Here is a 13,672-nt window from a genome sequence, read left to right on the forward strand (position 1 = left end):
AAGTCGCCGACGCGACTTGACTCTCACATCTATGTGAGACTTTAGCGTCCTTGCCATGAGAAGGAGTTTCGTGACGCTCGCTGCCCTGTGTGTGAGCGTCTTCGTCGTCGGGACGTCGGAATACTTGATCTCCGGGTTGCTGCCCCAGGTCGGAGCGGATCTGAAGGTATCGGTGGGCACGGCCGGGCAGGCGGTCACCGTCTACGCGCTCGGAGTCGTGGTCGGTGGGCCCCTCGTGGCCTTGTCGACCGCCAGGATGCCCCGCAAGGGGCTGGCGCTCGGTCTGATGCTGCTCTTCGCGGCGGGCAGCGCGATCTGCGCTCTGGCCCCCTCCTACGAACTGCTGCTCGTGGGACGCCTGGTCTCTTCCTTCAGCCACGCCGCTTTTCTCGCCCTTGCCCTGGTGATGGCGACCAGAGTGGTGCCGTCGGACAAGACCGGCACGGCGATCTCCGCGGTCGCGTCCGGTTTCACGGTGGCGACGCTGCTCGGCGTGCCTTTGGGCGCGCTGCTGGGGGAGAGCGCCGGTTGGCGCACCCCGTTCGCCATCCTGACCGCACTGGCACTGGCAGGCGTCGTGCTGCTCGCAGTCGTCCTGCCCAAGCAGCCGGCCCCGGCCACGCGGCTGCGGGACGAGGTCCGAGTGGTGACCCGCCGCCCGGTCCTGCTGGCCATCGCCACCACCGCGGTTGGATTCTCCGGCGTCGCCATGGTGTTCACCTACATCGCCCCGCTGCTGACGCGCGTATCGGGCTTCTCCTCCACGGCGGTCTCGGGGCTGCTGCTCACGTACGGGGCAGGCAGTTTTCTCGGCAACCTCCTCGCCGGCCGGCTCACCGACAAATCCATGAGCGCCACCGTGCGCGGCGTCTTCGGCGGGCTGACCGGTGTGCTCGTCCTCATTCCGTTCGCCGCCGTCTGGCAGCCTTCCGCAGTGGCGGCGGTCTTGGTACTCGGCCTGCTCGCCACCGCCACCATCGCGCCCTTGCAGGGGCTGATCCTGCACCACGCGGGCGATGCCCCGACGCTGGCCGTCTCCGCCAACGTCGGGGCCTTCAACCTCGGCGCAGCCGCCGGCTCGGCCATCGGCGGCGTCATCGTCTCGGCAGGTGCCCTGCGCTGGACCGGTCTGGCCGGCGCGGTGCTGAGCCTGGCGGGCCTAGCCCTGACCTACCTCGCCCTGCCCCGCACGCCCTCGGCCATGCAGCCGGCCGAAGACGACGTCCCAGCCGCCGTCTGACTCGCCGCCGATCACTCCCCGAAGGAGGCAACCCATGCGTGCTGTCCAGATCGACCGCCACGGCGGTCCGGAGGTCCTCACCGTCCGAGAGGTTCCCGAACCCGTTCCCGAGGCCGGCGAGATCCTCATCCGTTCGACGGCCAGCAGTCTGAACCCGGTTGACTGGAAGACCCGGGCGTGGGACATCGGTCCCGGCCTTCCCGCCACCCTCGGCTGGGACCTGGCCGGAGTCGTCATCGCCGGCGGCGGCACCGCGTTCCGTCCCGGAGACCACGTCATCGCGATGTCCGCGCAGATCGCCACCGGGCGCGGCACATGGGCCGAGCAAGTCTCCCTTCCCGCCGGGCTGCTGGCAAAAGCCCCCACGACCGTGCCCTTGGCCGACGCCGCAGCACTGCCGCTGGCCGGCGTGACAGCCGTGCAGGCGCTGGACAAGGCGGCTGCCACCAGCGGCACGCGCCTGCTCATCATCGGTGCGGCCGGTGCCGTGGGCGGCATCGCAGTGCAGCTCGCCAGCCGGGCAGGGGCCGTCGTCGATGCACTGGTGTCTCGGCCCGGCCACCACGAGGAGGCGCGAGCCCTCGGCACCGACCAGGTCTGGCACACCCCTGCTGACCTGCCCGCCGGCGCCTACGACGCCGTACTCGACACCGCCGGCCTCGACGTGAGCCGCGCCCTCGCGCCCGGCGGCCGGTACGTCTCCATCGCCGACCACCCCCTCCCGGATGTTCCCGGCGCGGTCAAAAGCTACGTCCAAGAGGACCAGGAACAGCTCGCCCACCTCGCCTCACTGGTAGAACGAGGTGAGCTTCGACTGCGCGTCGCAAATCGCTACCCGTTCCACCAGGTCCGCGCCGCACACGAACGCTTTGAAGCTGGCGGCAACCTCGGCAAATTCCTGCTCACCTTCTGAAGCCAGCGCATGGCCGAGCCTGTCGCCCGGACAGCCGAGTCCGGGCGACAGAGGCTTCGTTGCTGGTCATGCGAAGCTCTTCTTCTTCGACGCTTCAGGGGCCGAGCATGAAGGTGGTGCCGGACTCGTTGACGGTGGTGGGCCGCAGTGGCCGCCAGCCTTCGATGAGCTTGGCGAGTTCGGCCTCGACGTCGACGGTGATGAAGCCGAAGAAGTTGATGTTCTCGCGGTGGCCGGGGGCGATGAACGACAGCAGCTCGTCGGGGACCTCGCGGTCCTGGGCGCGCAGCTCGGCGATCGCGAGGCCCGCCCTGGAAATCGATCGCCTCCAGGACCTGCGGTGTGAACTTACGCAAGTAGGAGTAGGACGCCTCCAGCGTCGCCAGGCGCCCATGGTCGCGGGGCAGCGGCTTCCAGTTCACCGACGCGATCTCGCGGAGTTTGTCCATCCCTATCCGCTCGCGCAGCAGCCCGCCCACGTCCTCATCGGCGACGGCGGGGTCGACCAGCACCGGCAGCATCGACAGATCCAGCAGGTGAGCGTCCATCCCACGCAGATACGTCAGCTTCTCGATCGCCAGCTTCACCGCCGCCGACGTCGCCTCCACCGCCGGGGTCGTCAACCACATCAGCCGTGTCATTCCCAGCACCGGGTCGTACACCAGCAGCCGGTCCAGATCCGCCCGCATCTGCCCGGTCAAGAGATGCTCGACCTTCTCCGAGGTCAGCGACCCCGCCCCGCCCCGGGCCGCCCCGACCAACTCCATCAACGTGACCACGCCCGGCCGGACCACCTTCGCGCTGATCAGGTGCTCAGTGGCCTGCTGGAACAGCAACGACGGGGTGTCATGCTCCATCGCCCGGTCCAGCAGGAACTGCTCCAACTCCTTCATCTCCTGACCACCGGGCGTCGTGGTCTTCCACTTCAGGTACCGCATGACCAGCTTCAGATGATCACTGCGGGTCTGCGGGCGCTTGCGGGTGCTCTGCACGTAGTACTGCAACGCCCCCGGGAACACCACCAGCTGCGACGCCAGACGCTGCAACGCCGCCCGCGGCACCCCAAGCAGATCGTCCGGAACGAACCCCAGCCATGGCAAGCTGCACAGCTGAACGGCCAGCCCCAGCCGCGCCTCCGCACCGCGCCCCGGAGCGTCCAGGAACGCCTGCTCCCGCGACGTCAAAGTGAAGTACTTGATCAGCTCCTCTCTCCCGATGTCGGGGAACGACCGAAGCCGCTCCACTTTTCGTCGTCAGCCATCGGCCGGCACCACCCGAGGCGACGTCCGCGCAGCGATTCGCCACCTCGATCGAGGAAGCGGTCGCCGCCGCTCGCACGGCGGCGGGGGACCTCGACGTCACCCTGATGGGTGGCGGGGTAATCACCGCCGCCCTGGCCGCGGGACTGGTCGACGAGATCACCGTCCACCAGGTGCCGGTGCTGCTCGGCGGCGGTCGACGGCTCTTCCAGGAACTGCCCGCCCACGTGCGGCTCAGCCTCGTCAAGGCCGTGCCGGCGCCTGGGGTGACACACCTGCACTACCGGCTGGAGCGATAACGCCGAAGTGATCTGCCTCACGCCTGTCACAACGGTCGATTGCGCGGTGTCTTGTGGCCGACCCCCTGGAAACGGAGGAGACATCATGGCTGAGAACACCGAGGTCGTCGTGGTCGGTGGCGGATACGCCGGCGTCATGGCGGCCAATCGCCTGACGCAGCGCGACGGCGTGGCGGTGACGCTGATCAACCCGCGCCCGACCTTCGTCGAGCGGATCCGCCTGCACCAACTGGTGGGCGGATCCGACGACGCGGTCGTCGACTACCGGAAGGTCCTGGCAGACGGGGTCCGGCTGGTGGTCGACACCGTGACCCGGATCGACGCGGCCGGGCGCGGCGTGACCCTGGCGACCGGCGGCACGGTGGGCTACGACTATCTGATCTACGCGGTGGGCAGCGGGAGCGCCGACCCGCAGGTGCCCGGAGCGGCCGAGTTCGCCCATCCGATCGCCGCACTGGAGGAGGCGCAGCGGCTGCGGCCGATCCTCGAGTCCGCGCCCGCGACGGCCGCGGTGACGGTCGTCGGAGCCGGTCCGGCCGGCATCGAGACCGCCGCCGAGCTGGCGGAGCAGAACCGCCGAGTGACCCTGGTGTGCGGCGGGGCGCTCGGCCCGTACCTGCATCCACGCGGCCGGCGCTCGGTCGCCAAGTGGCTGGCCAGGCTCGGGGTGACCGTGCTCGACGGCCCCGGCACGAAGGTGACGGCCGTGACGCGCGACGTCGTGCGGCTCGGCGACGGCCGCGCGGTGCCGAGCGAGGTGACCATCTGGACCGCCGGGTTCGGCGTGCCGGACCTGGCCGCGCGCAGCGGGCTGAGCACCGACGCCCTGGGCCGCCTGCGCACCGACGAGACGTTGACCAGCGTGGACGACGCGCGCGTCGTCGCGGCCGGGGATTCGGCGGCACCGTCGGACCTGCCGTTCCGGATGGGCTGCCAGTCCGCGGTTCAGCTGGGCCCGCAGACAGCCGAGACGGTGCTCAGCCGGATGGCGGGTGAGCGGCCCGCGCCCGTCAGCGTGGGGTTCGCCGGCCAGTGCATCAGCCTGGGGCGTCGCGCGGGCATCTTCCAGTTCTCCCGCCGGAACGACACCGCGATACGGTTCTACCTCGGCGGCCGGCCGGGTGCGAAGCTCAAGGAGTTCGTGTGCCGGAGCACCGTCTGGCAGCTGGGGTACGAGGCGCGCAAGCCCGGTGCGCGCACCTGGTGGGCCAAGGATGGCAAGCGCCAGGGACTGCTGCAGGCCGAGCGCGCCGAGGCGCCGATCACCGCTGGAAGGGCGGCCTAGATATGGACGACCAGGCCACCAACGCGGCGACCGACGCCTTCGTCGCCCACCGCAACCTGCTCTTCACCGTCGCGTACGAGATGCTCGGCTCGGCGGCCGACGCGGAGGACGTCCTTCAGGAGGTCTGGCTGCGGTGGGTCAAGGTCGACCTGGCGCAGGTGCACGACGAGCGCGCCTACCTGGTCCGGATCACCACCCGGCAGTCGCTCAACCGGCTGCGCACCATGAAGCGCCGCAAGGAGGCGTACGTCGGCTCGTGGCTGCCCGAGCCCCTGCTCACCGCCCCGGACGTGGCCGAGGACGTCGAGCTCGCCGAGAGCATGTCGATGGCGCTGATGCTCGTCCTCGAGACGCTCTCGCCGACCGAGCGTGCGGTCTTCGTGCTGCGCGAGGCCTTCGACCTCGGCTACGACGAGATCGCGGCCGCCGTCGGCAAGAGCCCCGCGGCCGTGCGCCAGATCGCCCACCGCGCCCGTGGGCACGTCGATGCCCGCCGCCCTCGCGAGGCGGTCTCCCCGGGCCAGGCCCGGGCGGCTCTGGAGTCGTTCCAGCGCGCGCTCGAGACCGGGGACCCACAGGGCCTCCTCGACGTGCTCGCCCCGGACATCGTGCTCGTGAGCGACGGCGGCGGCGTCAAGCAGGCCGCGCTGCGGCCGATCACCGGCGCCGACAAGATCGTCCGCTACATGCTCGGCGGCATAGGCAAGGCCGACGTCGCGCTCACCGTCGACCCCACCGTGGTCAACGGCAGCCCGGCGCTCCTCCTCCGCGTGGACGGCGAGATCGACGGCGTCATGGCGGTCCGCGTCGAGGACGCCCGCATCACCGGCCTGTACTACGTCCGCAACCCGCAGAAGCTGACCCACCTCGAATCCGAGACGCCGCTCACCCTGCGATGAGACACCGGTGCCCTCGCGCCCGCCGGGCGGGACGAGGTCAGGCCAGGAGCGCGGCGACCGCGTCGACGACCACCTGCCGCCGGGTCGCGGACGAGTGGCCGGCGACGACCGCGTCGAACTCGGGCACGTTGGAGCTCCAGAAGCCGGACAGGTGGATGACCAGCCCGAGCAGCACGTCCGCCGGGAAACGCGTCGGCAGCACTCCCCTGGCCTGCGCGTCGGCGACCGCCTTGAGCTTGGCCTCGTTGCTCGCCACCACGACGGTGAGCAGGTCGCCGGTGCCGGCCCGCTCCAGCCGGTACCAGGCGGCGATCCGCTGCACCCACGGGCGCCGCTCGTAGGAGTCGAACAGCTTGCCGGCGTACTCGGGGAGGTTCTCCGCGTCGATCGGCACCGCGTCGACCGTCTCCCGGCACATGGCGTCGAAGACGGCGTCGAAGAGCCCGTCCTTGCTGCCGAAGTAGTGGTAGATCTGCGCCTTGTTGCTCCGGGCGGCGGCCGCGATCCGCTCGACCCGTCCGCCCGCGATGCCGTAGGCGGCGAACTCCTCCCGCGCCGCCTCCAGCAGCCGTCTCCGGGTGGCCTCCGCGTCTCTGCTCCCCACGAGCACCATCGTAACTGAACGTTTAGTTGACATGCGAGCCGAAGCGAGTATAACTGTAACTAATCAACCGGTTAGTTAGTTCGCCTCTGGAGTTCTCATGTCCTCGTCCTCTTCTCTGGTCTTCCTCGTCAGCGGGGCCTCCCGAGGCCTCGGCCGCGAGATCGTACGCGCCGCCCTCACCGCCGGGCACCGGGTCGTCGCCGGGGCCCGCCAGGCGTCCGCGCTGGACGACCTCGCCGCCGAGCACGGCGAGCGCCTCACCGTGGTCCCCCTCGACGTCACCGACGACCAGGCCGCCGAGGCCGCGGTGGCCACCGCGGTCGACCGGTACGGCCGGCTCGACGTCCTGGTCAACAACGCCGGCTACGCCAACGTCGCCTCGATCGAGGACGCCGACTTCGACGACTTCCGCGCGCAGGTGGACACCAACCTGTTCGGCGTCGTCCGGCTGACCCGCGCCGCACTGCCGGTGATGCGCGCGCAGCGAGCCGGACGGATCATCCAGGTCTCATCGGTCGGCGGCCGGCTCGCCACCCCGGGCCTGGGCGCCTACCAGACCGCCAAGTGGGCCGTCGGCGGCTTCTCGTCGGTGCTCGCCGGCGAGGTCGCCCCGCTCGGCATCAAGGTGACGGTCCTGGAACCGGGCGGCATGCGCACCGACTGGTCCGGATCGTCGATGCGGATCGACCCGATCCGTCCCGAGTATGCCGAGACCGTGGGCCGCATGGCCGCCAGGCACAGTGACGGACAGGTCACCATGGCCAGCGATCCCGTCAAGGTGGCCCGGCTCGTGCTCGAGGTCGTCGCGATGGAGGAGCCGCCGCTGCGCCTGCTCGTCGGCCCGGACGCCTACACCTATGCCACCCAGGCCGGCCGGGCCCTGCTGGCCGAGGACGAGCGCTGGCGTCACCTGAGCGAGTCGACGACCGCCGACGACGCCACGGCACAGCACCTGGACCCCCTCGGCCATCACTAGACGCCGGGACCACGGACGAAGGGCGGCACCTCCCCGGGACCTCGACAAGGGCCCCGGGGGCCTTCGTCCGTGGTCAGAAGCCGTGGCCGCCGAGCCAGGCGTGCAGCGCCCACCGCCACCGCAACGCGTCGGAGAGGGCCTCCCCGGGCGGGACCGGATCGGCGAAGCCCGTCAGCGCCGTCAGGCGGCGCAGCCGGTGCTTGACCGTGTTCGGATGCACGTGCAACGCGGCGGCGGTCTGGTCGGCGCGGCCACCGTGGTCCAGATAGACCACGGCCGTCTCGGCCAGCAGCCGGTGAAACTCGTCGCCCGCGTCCAGGCCGGCCAGCCGCTCCCGGGCCAGCAGTTCCCCCAACGCCGGATGGGCGTCCAGCGCCACCGGAATGGCCAGCGCCGTCAGCTCCCACAGCCCCGCCAGCCCCCGCCGGCGCGCCGAGGCCAGCGCGGTCCGGCTCAGCCGGTAGACCTCGGCCAGTTCCTCGGGCCGTACCGCCGGGCCGGCCACCACGAGCGTCGCGGCATCCGCCGGAAGCCGCGTCGTCACGGCGCACAGCCGCCCGTCCACCAGCCCCGACACCCCGTCGGCCAGGCACAGGGCCGCTTCGACACGCCGCGCCTCCCGCGGATCGCCGACGTCGGTCACCAGACAGTGATGGCGCCGCCGCGCGTCCAGGCCCGCGTCGGCGGCGCACGACACCGGGCCACCGCCCAGCAGGTCCCGCAGCGCCTGCACGCGGGCGGCGTGCGCGGAGTTCGCCAGGCTCAGCTCCGTCTCCCGGAACGCGTGGACCAGCCGGTTCTGCAGCCCGTTCGCGTACGCGTCGAGCTCCATCAGCTCCTCGATCAGCCCGTCGAGGGACACCCCCGCCGACCGGGCCTCGTTCAGCAGCCGCGTCATCACGTGCGAGCGCGCCGCCTGGAACCCGTCCAGCAGCGCCGCCAGCGGCACGCCCTGCAACGCCCGGTCGGTGGCCAGCCGGTCCGCGACCCGCGCGTCGTCCTCGTTCAGCCCCGACTCGTCGATGAACGCCGCGGACACCACCGCCAGCAGCGCCGCGATGTGCCGCCGGACCTCCTGCACCGGCAGCGCCGCGATCGGCGGGGACTGCGCGCGGGCCGCCTCGACGACCGCCTCGAGCGTCCGCGGGTCGGCGCGCATCTTCTCCATGAGGCGGCGCAGCACGGCGCGTTCGGTCATCTCGTCTCCCGGTACGGCACTGGGCGTCACGGTGCGGATCTTCCGTGACGCCCAGTGTGGACCGCTCAGCCCGCCGGCGTGAGGGCCGCGATCGCCTCCGGGGCCGCCTGTCCGATCCGCTCCCGCTGCGGGAACACCCCGACGGGCACCCGGGCGACCTCCGTCGCCGTCGCGTAGTCGACCACCGACACGGCGTTCGCCTTGCTCAGCGACACGAAGCAGCGCGTACCGTCGACGCTGGTGGTCCCCCAGTACGGCAGGCTGTCCGTCGGGTAGTTCACGAAGCCCTTCGTGGACAGGTCCGCGGTGTTCACGATCGCGGTGTAGTCGTCGATCGTCCCGACGTCGCACAGCTTGGAAGCGTCCCCGGACAGCGCCAGGCCGTGGTGCGCGGAGTTCTGCGGGTAGTCGTCCGGCTTCAGCGCCTGGCCGTGCGCGCTGTACGGCATCGTGACCGTCGAGACGATCTTCGACTGCGCCAGGTCGTACTTGACGAAGCCGTTGAGGTAGGACTGCTGGGCGTAGAAGGTGTTGCCGTCCGGCGCGATGAGGTTGGGCCGGATGCCGTGCGGGAGGTTCCACGTCTTCACGACCTGGAGCGTCGCCGCGTCGACCTTCGTCAGCCGGAAGCTGCCCTTGAGCAGTTCCAGCGACTGCGGCAGCGACGTCACCCCGATGCTGGAGTTGTAGATGTACTTCCCGTCGGCCGTGTAGTCGTTCTGATGCGGGTACGTCCCAGTGGCGAACTTGCCGACCACCGCCCCGGTCGCGGGGTCCAGCACCTCGGCCACCTGCGCCGTCGTCGCCGAGATGACGTACCTCCTGCCGTCCGGGGACAGCGCCGCGTGGTCGGCGTGGAAGCCGTCCAGCCGGGTGTGCCACAGCTGCCGCCCCGACACCAGATCGAAGGCGGCGGCGTCGTCGAGGTTGCCGCGCGAGACGTACAGCGTCCTGCCGTCCGGGGACAACTGCACGTCGTCGACGAACCGGTCCCCGCCCTCGATCTGCTTGACCGTCTCGTACCCGGCCCGCTGGATCGGGTCCATCTCGTTCAGCCGCTGCTGCAGGTCCCCGATCACGTTGAACGACCCGAGATTCTGGTACGTGTGCCCGTCGATGAAGCTGACGCTGCCGGACTGACTGTTGCCGACCAACAACACGTCGCGCAGCCCGGCCGCACCGGCCGGCCTCATCGGAACGGACAGCACCGCGGCCGTCGCCGCGCAGACCATCAGGGTTTTGAGTCTCCTGCCGGACATCTCGTCTCCTCACGAACCGCCGTCGCCCGAAACGGGATCGCGCCTAAGTCTGAGTACGGGACGCGCCGCCGCACAGATCGCCGCCGCCAACGTCACAAGGCTCCGATGTCGCCCACCGACAACCGGCTCACCTACCGGCGAACTCCGCCCACACGACCGTACGGTCGCCGTCCTCCCGGTAACCCCAGCGCCGGGCCAGCGCGTCGACGATCCGCATCCCACGCCCGCCCTCACCGCCCTCCTCGTCCCGGAGGCGCGGCCGCGCGCCACCGGCGCCGTCGTCGGTGACCTCCAGCCGGTACGCACCGCGGTCGGCGATGAGCGCGACCGTCACCCGTCCTCCGGGGCGACCCGACGCGGTGTGCGTCACGGCGTTGCACACCGTCTCGCTCCCCACCATGACCAGGTCGTCCATCACCGGATGACCGCAGGGCAGCAGGTCCCGCAGGAACATGCGCGCGTGCGCGACGGAGCGCCGAAACCCTGGCAGCGTGATCCGCCCGAGCACGACCGGTTCTCCGGTCGCCTCCCCCACCTCGGTCATGCCGCGACCGCCGCCGCGATCCGCCCGGGCCGCCTCCGGCACCGACGCCGCGTCCAGTTCCGCGCCACGCCAGAGGATCCGCCACCGGTCCGGCCGCGGCACCGCCAGCACGGCCTCCTTGCGGCCGCCCCGCCCCAGCACCCACAGCACCGCTTCGCCGTGGCCGGGCACGACGAGCAGCGAGGTCACGGGCGCGCCCCGCAACTCCCACGCCAACCGGACCAGCAGCGCGTACCGCGTCTTCGACACCTGCACTCGACGGCTCCCTTCCCCATGTCGGAGACTTACGGTCACCACCGACCGCGGCAGGCCGCAACACCCGCTGACCTGGGCGGAACTTTCGCCGGGCGAACATTCTCCTGGCGGCTATGCGTATACAAGCGGACACGGTGCGTGACAGCGTGGGTGGATGCCCTCCCGGAACATCCCATCCGTGCGCCTGCGCCGCATCGGCTCGGCACTACGCAAGGCCCGCGAGGACGGCGGGCTGACCATCGACACCGCCTGCCGCCGCTACGGCCGCTCCAAGAGTTGGCTCAGCACCCTGGAGAACGGCCTCCACTCCATCGACCCCCAGGAACTCGCCGACCTCCTGAACTTCTACGAGGTCCCCGAAGGTCCCCTCCGCGACTCCCTCCTCCACCTCGCCACCCACAAGCCCGGCAAGAACTGGGAACGCGCCTACGAGGGCCGCATCTCCGCCGCTGCCCTCGACCTCGCCAGCCTCGAAGAGGACGCGGAACTGATCCGTACCTTTCAACCATGCGTGGTTCCTGGCCTCCTACAGATCCCCGAGTACACCCGTGGTCTCATCGCGGCCGGGCCGTCGGGATCTGCCCGCATGGCCCGTGCACTCGTCGACTTCCGGGTGGCCCGACAAGAGGTGCTGAAGCGACCTGAACCGCCGCACTACGTCGCCGTAATCAGTGAATCCGTCCTCCACCATCAGGTCGGCGGCCCCGCTTTCATGTACGCCCAACTGCGTCGGCTCGCCGACGCCGCGCAACTCAAACACGTGACGCTCCGAGTGCTCCCCAACTCTGCGGGCGCCTATCTCTGGCTGGCAGGGCCATTCGGCCTGTTCACGCTCCGGCCGCCGGGCGGCCTGACAGTGTCGATGGTCGAGCAGTTCACGAAAAGCCTGTTCATGGAAAAGGAGAGTGACGTGGCCCTGACCGAGGCCACCTTCACCCGACTGCTGGACGCATCGTTGAGCGAAGGTGCTTCTCTGCGGCTCATCGAGCGGTTAACGTCGCAATATGAGTCTTCCAGAGACGGTCGATGCCTTCTGGCGTAAGAGCAGTAAGAGCGGCGGAAACGAAGGCGATTGCGTCGAGGTGGCGGTCACGAACGTATCGACGGGGCGAGGTGAACGGAAGTCTCGGTAGACACCCCTTCCGCGTCGCGCGTTCTTGGACGTCTCACCCGGCCGGGGCGTCCTTCACCGAGCGTTGCGTACGCCGCCGGCCCCCACTCTGGCTCGGTTCGCTGCCGGCGAGGGTGGGGGCCGCGTCGTGTTCGGCTGATCTGCGCTATCCGCTCCGGTTGTCCAAGGGCGGCACCGGGTCAGTGGCCGTTGGGGCCGCAGCCGTGGTGGGAGAGGCAGGCGCGGAACGCCAGGTTCTTGCCGTGGCTGTAGGGCAGGTACTTGTGAGTGCCATAGGAGACCTCGTGGCCGGCGCCGAGGGTGGCCACCCAGCGGTTCGAGATCCGGGCCTTGACGTAGAGCGTGCCGTTGGTCCTGGACGAGTCGTAGTAGGTCGCGTGGATGACACCGTTGTAGGCGCCGTGCCCGTCGTACGCCCAGTTCCAGCAGAGCTTGATCTTCGCCGTGTAGCCGTGGACCTTGGGCGCGTTGAACCACATGCACTTACTGCTGGCGGCGGCGGTCACCGTGTGGGCGGTGGTGGGGGTGGCGGCCTGGGCGGAGGGGATGGTGGCGCCCAGGGTGAGCGCCGTCCCGGCGGTGGCCAGTCCGATGAGGCCGGTCTTGGCCGCGTTGGTGATTCGCACCTTCGCTCCTCATTGATCGTCCGCGGTGGCCCCGGTGGCCGCCGCTCGATCGAATCCTCAGGCGCCGGACACGCGTCCCGATACGGTGGCGAACCGGGCAGGGCCGCGCGGGGACGTCCCAGGCACTGAGCTGCGGAGACGGGATGTCCCGGCGGGACGGCGCGGGACGGAGGGACCCTCTTGGGGGCGTGGTCGCCACTGCCGGACACCCCCGAACCCGAGGTGCGGCACCTGGCGGTGCGGTCGCGTGCTCTCAAGGACCGGAGCGGGCTGCGCCTGGCCGCCCTGGCGCGCAAGACCTCCCGCAGCGAGTCGGCGTGGAGCCGCTACCTGGGCGGCCAGGTCCTTCCACCTCGCGACGTGGCCGCCGGGACCACGGCCGGCGCGATCGGCCGCCCGCCGCAGCTGACGGGCCGCAGGTCCGCTGCCGGGGCCTGTACGGCCGGTCAGCGTTGCTTCTCGTCTCCGGCGCCGTACGACGGGACGGCGAAGTCGAAGCGCGGCGCGGAGCGGCTCAATCTCGCGGTCCGCACCGTGGTCGGCCAGGTGCTGCTCAGCGCGTCCGACAGCGTGGCAATGAGGTCTGGGACGTCCTTGGCCGCCGAGGAGTGCACACCCTCCGCGATGATCAAGGCCGTACGGGTCGTGTCGCGAACGGCCGAGTGACCGCTCTGCCGGTTCGTCCACCGCCGGGCGTGTGCATGCCCGGCGGCGTCGACGAAGGTCACCTCTCCCGGTTCCGGATTCTCCGGCTCTCCCGAGAGCGTCAGGTAGTTCTCGTCGCCGGCCGCGCGCCGGACCTCGAGGTGCCCGGAGACCCTGGCGACGTCCAGCGCGGCCACCGGGATCGCGAAGGCAAGCGAGACGGCGTTGCAGAGGTCGACCAACGGGTGGATCCGTGGCAGGGCGCCTTCTTTGCGGAAGCGCCGCAGCAGCGACTCCGAGGCGCATCGATACCGCGTGGGTTTGAGTCCCATCCTCGAGAAGGTGCGCCGCCAGGCCTGGATCTCGGGCAGGTCGGACTCCGTGCCCGCTGCGAGTCGCGCCTTGGCGAGCGTGTTGAACGCCTCGATCCGGGGCTCGACGACCGCGTCGGCGGTGATCCCCGTGGCGACGAGCGCGCCGGCGACGAGTTCGGGGTACTCGGACCAGATCTCGTCCAAATGCTGGAAGTACATGATCG

The 13,672-nt window shown here is 70.6% G+C and carries 14 protein-coding genes and 2 pseudogenes; 9 read left to right on the plus strand and 7 right to left on the minus strand.

All coding sequences use genetic code 11. The features are described from left to right. Window positions 1-70 precede the first annotated feature (70 nt). Window positions 71-1,240, plus strand: a complete 1,170-nt coding sequence (locus ABD978_RS03815) for an MFS transporter (RefSeq protein ID WP_345348306.1) — start codon at window positions 71-73, stop codon at window positions 1,238-1,240. 34 nt (window positions 1,241-1,274) lie between these two features. Further along, the gene (locus ABD978_RS03820; protein ID WP_345348309.1) at window positions 1,275-2,153 is read left to right on the plus strand and encodes an NADP-dependent oxidoreductase; all 879 of its coding nucleotides are present in this window, start codon (window positions 1,275-1,277) and stop codon (window positions 2,151-2,153) included. On the opposite strand, the gene ABD978_RS03825 is transcribed toward ABD978_RS03820, so the two are convergent. Then, window positions 2,072-3,397 carry a DUF4158 domain-containing protein gene (locus ABD978_RS03825; RefSeq protein ID WP_345348312.1) on the minus strand — a complete coding sequence of 442 codons (1,326 nt, stop codon included), beginning with the start codon at window positions 3,395-3,397 and terminating at the stop codon, window positions 2,072-2,074. The two genes, ABD978_RS03820 and ABD978_RS03825, sit on opposite strands and share 82 nt — an antisense overlap. Before the next feature lie 44 nt (window positions 3,398-3,441). On the opposite strand from ABD978_RS03825, the pseudogene ABD978_RS03830 reads away from it, so the two are divergent. The 3 genes and pseudogenes from ABD978_RS03830 to ABD978_RS03840 form a co-directional block, all read left to right on the plus strand. After that, window positions 3,442-3,711 (plus strand): annotated as a pseudogene (locus ABD978_RS03830) (dihydrofolate reductase family protein); the annotation flags it as partial. An 85-nt stretch (window positions 3,712-3,796) separates the two neighbouring features. Further along, the gene (locus tag ABD978_RS03835) at window positions 3,797-4,996 is read left to right on the plus strand and encodes an NAD(P)/FAD-dependent oxidoreductase (protein WP_345348315.1); all 1,200 of its coding nucleotides are present in this window, start codon (window positions 3,797-3,799) and stop codon (window positions 4,994-4,996) included. Window positions 4,997-4,998: 2 nt separating this feature from the next. Continuing rightward, entirely contained in the window at window positions 4,999-5,895 is an 897-nt protein-coding gene (locus tag ABD978_RS03840) for an RNA polymerase sigma-70 factor (RefSeq protein WP_345348318.1), read from the plus strand. A 37-nt stretch (window positions 5,896-5,932) separates the two neighbouring features. On the opposite strand, the gene ABD978_RS03845 is transcribed toward ABD978_RS03840, so the two are convergent. Continuing rightward, window positions 5,933-6,499 carry a TetR/AcrR family transcriptional regulator gene (locus ABD978_RS03845; RefSeq protein WP_345348321.1) on the minus strand — a complete coding sequence of 189 codons (567 nt, stop codon included), beginning with the start codon at window positions 6,497-6,499 and terminating at the stop codon, window positions 5,933-5,935. Between the two features lie 97 nt (window positions 6,500-6,596). Here ABD978_RS03845 and ABD978_RS03850 point away from each other — a divergent pair, with 97 nt between their 5' ends. Then, complete coding sequence (locus tag ABD978_RS03850; RefSeq protein ID WP_345348324.1) at window positions 6,597-7,475, plus strand: SDR family NAD(P)-dependent oxidoreductase; 879 nt, start codon at window positions 6,597-6,599, stop codon at window positions 7,473-7,475. Between the two features lie 73 nt (window positions 7,476-7,548). Here ABD978_RS03850 and ABD978_RS03855 read toward each other — a convergent pair whose 3' ends face one another. The 3 genes from ABD978_RS03855 to ABD978_RS03865 all read right to left on the minus strand — a co-directional run bounded on the left by ABD978_RS03855 (window position 7,549) and on the right by ABD978_RS03865 (window position 10,731). Then, complete coding sequence (locus tag ABD978_RS03855) at window positions 7,549-8,673, minus strand: PucR family transcriptional regulator (protein ID WP_345348327.1); 1,125 nt, start codon at window positions 8,671-8,673, stop codon at window positions 7,549-7,551. Window positions 8,674-8,738: 65 nt separating this feature from the next. Then, window positions 8,739-9,932, minus strand: coding sequence for a YncE family protein (locus ABD978_RS03860; RefSeq protein ID WP_345348330.1), 1,194 nt, complete (start codon window positions 9,930-9,932; stop codon window positions 8,739-8,741). Between the two features lie 127 nt (window positions 9,933-10,059). Further along, window positions 10,060-10,731, minus strand: a complete 672-nt coding sequence (locus tag ABD978_RS03865) for an ATP-binding protein (protein WP_345348333.1) — start codon at window positions 10,729-10,731, stop codon at window positions 10,060-10,062. A gap of 178 nt (window positions 10,732-10,909) precedes the next feature. Here ABD978_RS03865 and ABD978_RS03870 point away from each other — a divergent pair, with 178 nt between their 5' ends. Both ABD978_RS03870 and ABD978_RS43745 read left to right on the plus strand, forming a co-directional pair. Then, the gene (locus tag ABD978_RS03870) at window positions 10,910-11,773 is read left to right on the plus strand and encodes a Scr1 family TA system antitoxin-like transcriptional regulator (RefSeq protein WP_345348336.1); all 864 of its coding nucleotides are present in this window, start codon (window positions 10,910-10,912) and stop codon (window positions 11,771-11,773) included. After that, the gene (locus tag ABD978_RS43745; protein WP_425550666.1) at window positions 11,736-11,864 is read left to right on the plus strand and encodes a DUF397 domain-containing protein; all 129 of its coding nucleotides are present in this window, start codon (window positions 11,736-11,738) and stop codon (window positions 11,862-11,864) included. The genes ABD978_RS03870 and ABD978_RS43745 overlap by 38 nt, the downstream gene beginning before the upstream one ends. Window positions 11,865-12,042: 178 nt before the next feature. On the opposite strand, the gene ABD978_RS03875 is transcribed toward ABD978_RS43745, so the two are convergent. Then, window positions 12,043-12,489, minus strand: coding sequence for a hypothetical protein (locus tag ABD978_RS03875; RefSeq protein WP_345348339.1), 447 nt, complete (start codon window positions 12,487-12,489; stop codon window positions 12,043-12,045). Window positions 12,490-12,726: 237 nt separating this feature from the next. Between ABD978_RS03875 and ABD978_RS43750 the strand changes: the two are divergent. Further along, window positions 12,727-12,843: pseudogene (locus ABD978_RS43750) on the plus strand (helix-turn-helix domain-containing protein); the annotation flags it as partial. A gap of 92 nt (window positions 12,844-12,935) precedes the next feature. Here ABD978_RS43750 and ABD978_RS03880 read toward each other — a convergent pair. After that, on the minus strand, window positions 12,936-13,667 hold the full coding sequence (locus tag ABD978_RS03880; RefSeq protein WP_345348342.1) for a B3/B4 domain-containing protein: 732 nt from the start codon (window positions 13,665-13,667) through the stop codon (window positions 12,936-12,938). Window positions 13,668-13,672 lie beyond the last annotated feature (5 nt).

The organism is Actinoallomurus liliacearum, from assembly GCF_039542035.1.
In the GTDB taxonomy this organism is placed as follows: Bacteria; Actinomycetota; Actinomycetes; order Streptosporangiales; family Streptosporangiaceae; genus Actinoallomurus; species Actinoallomurus liliacearum.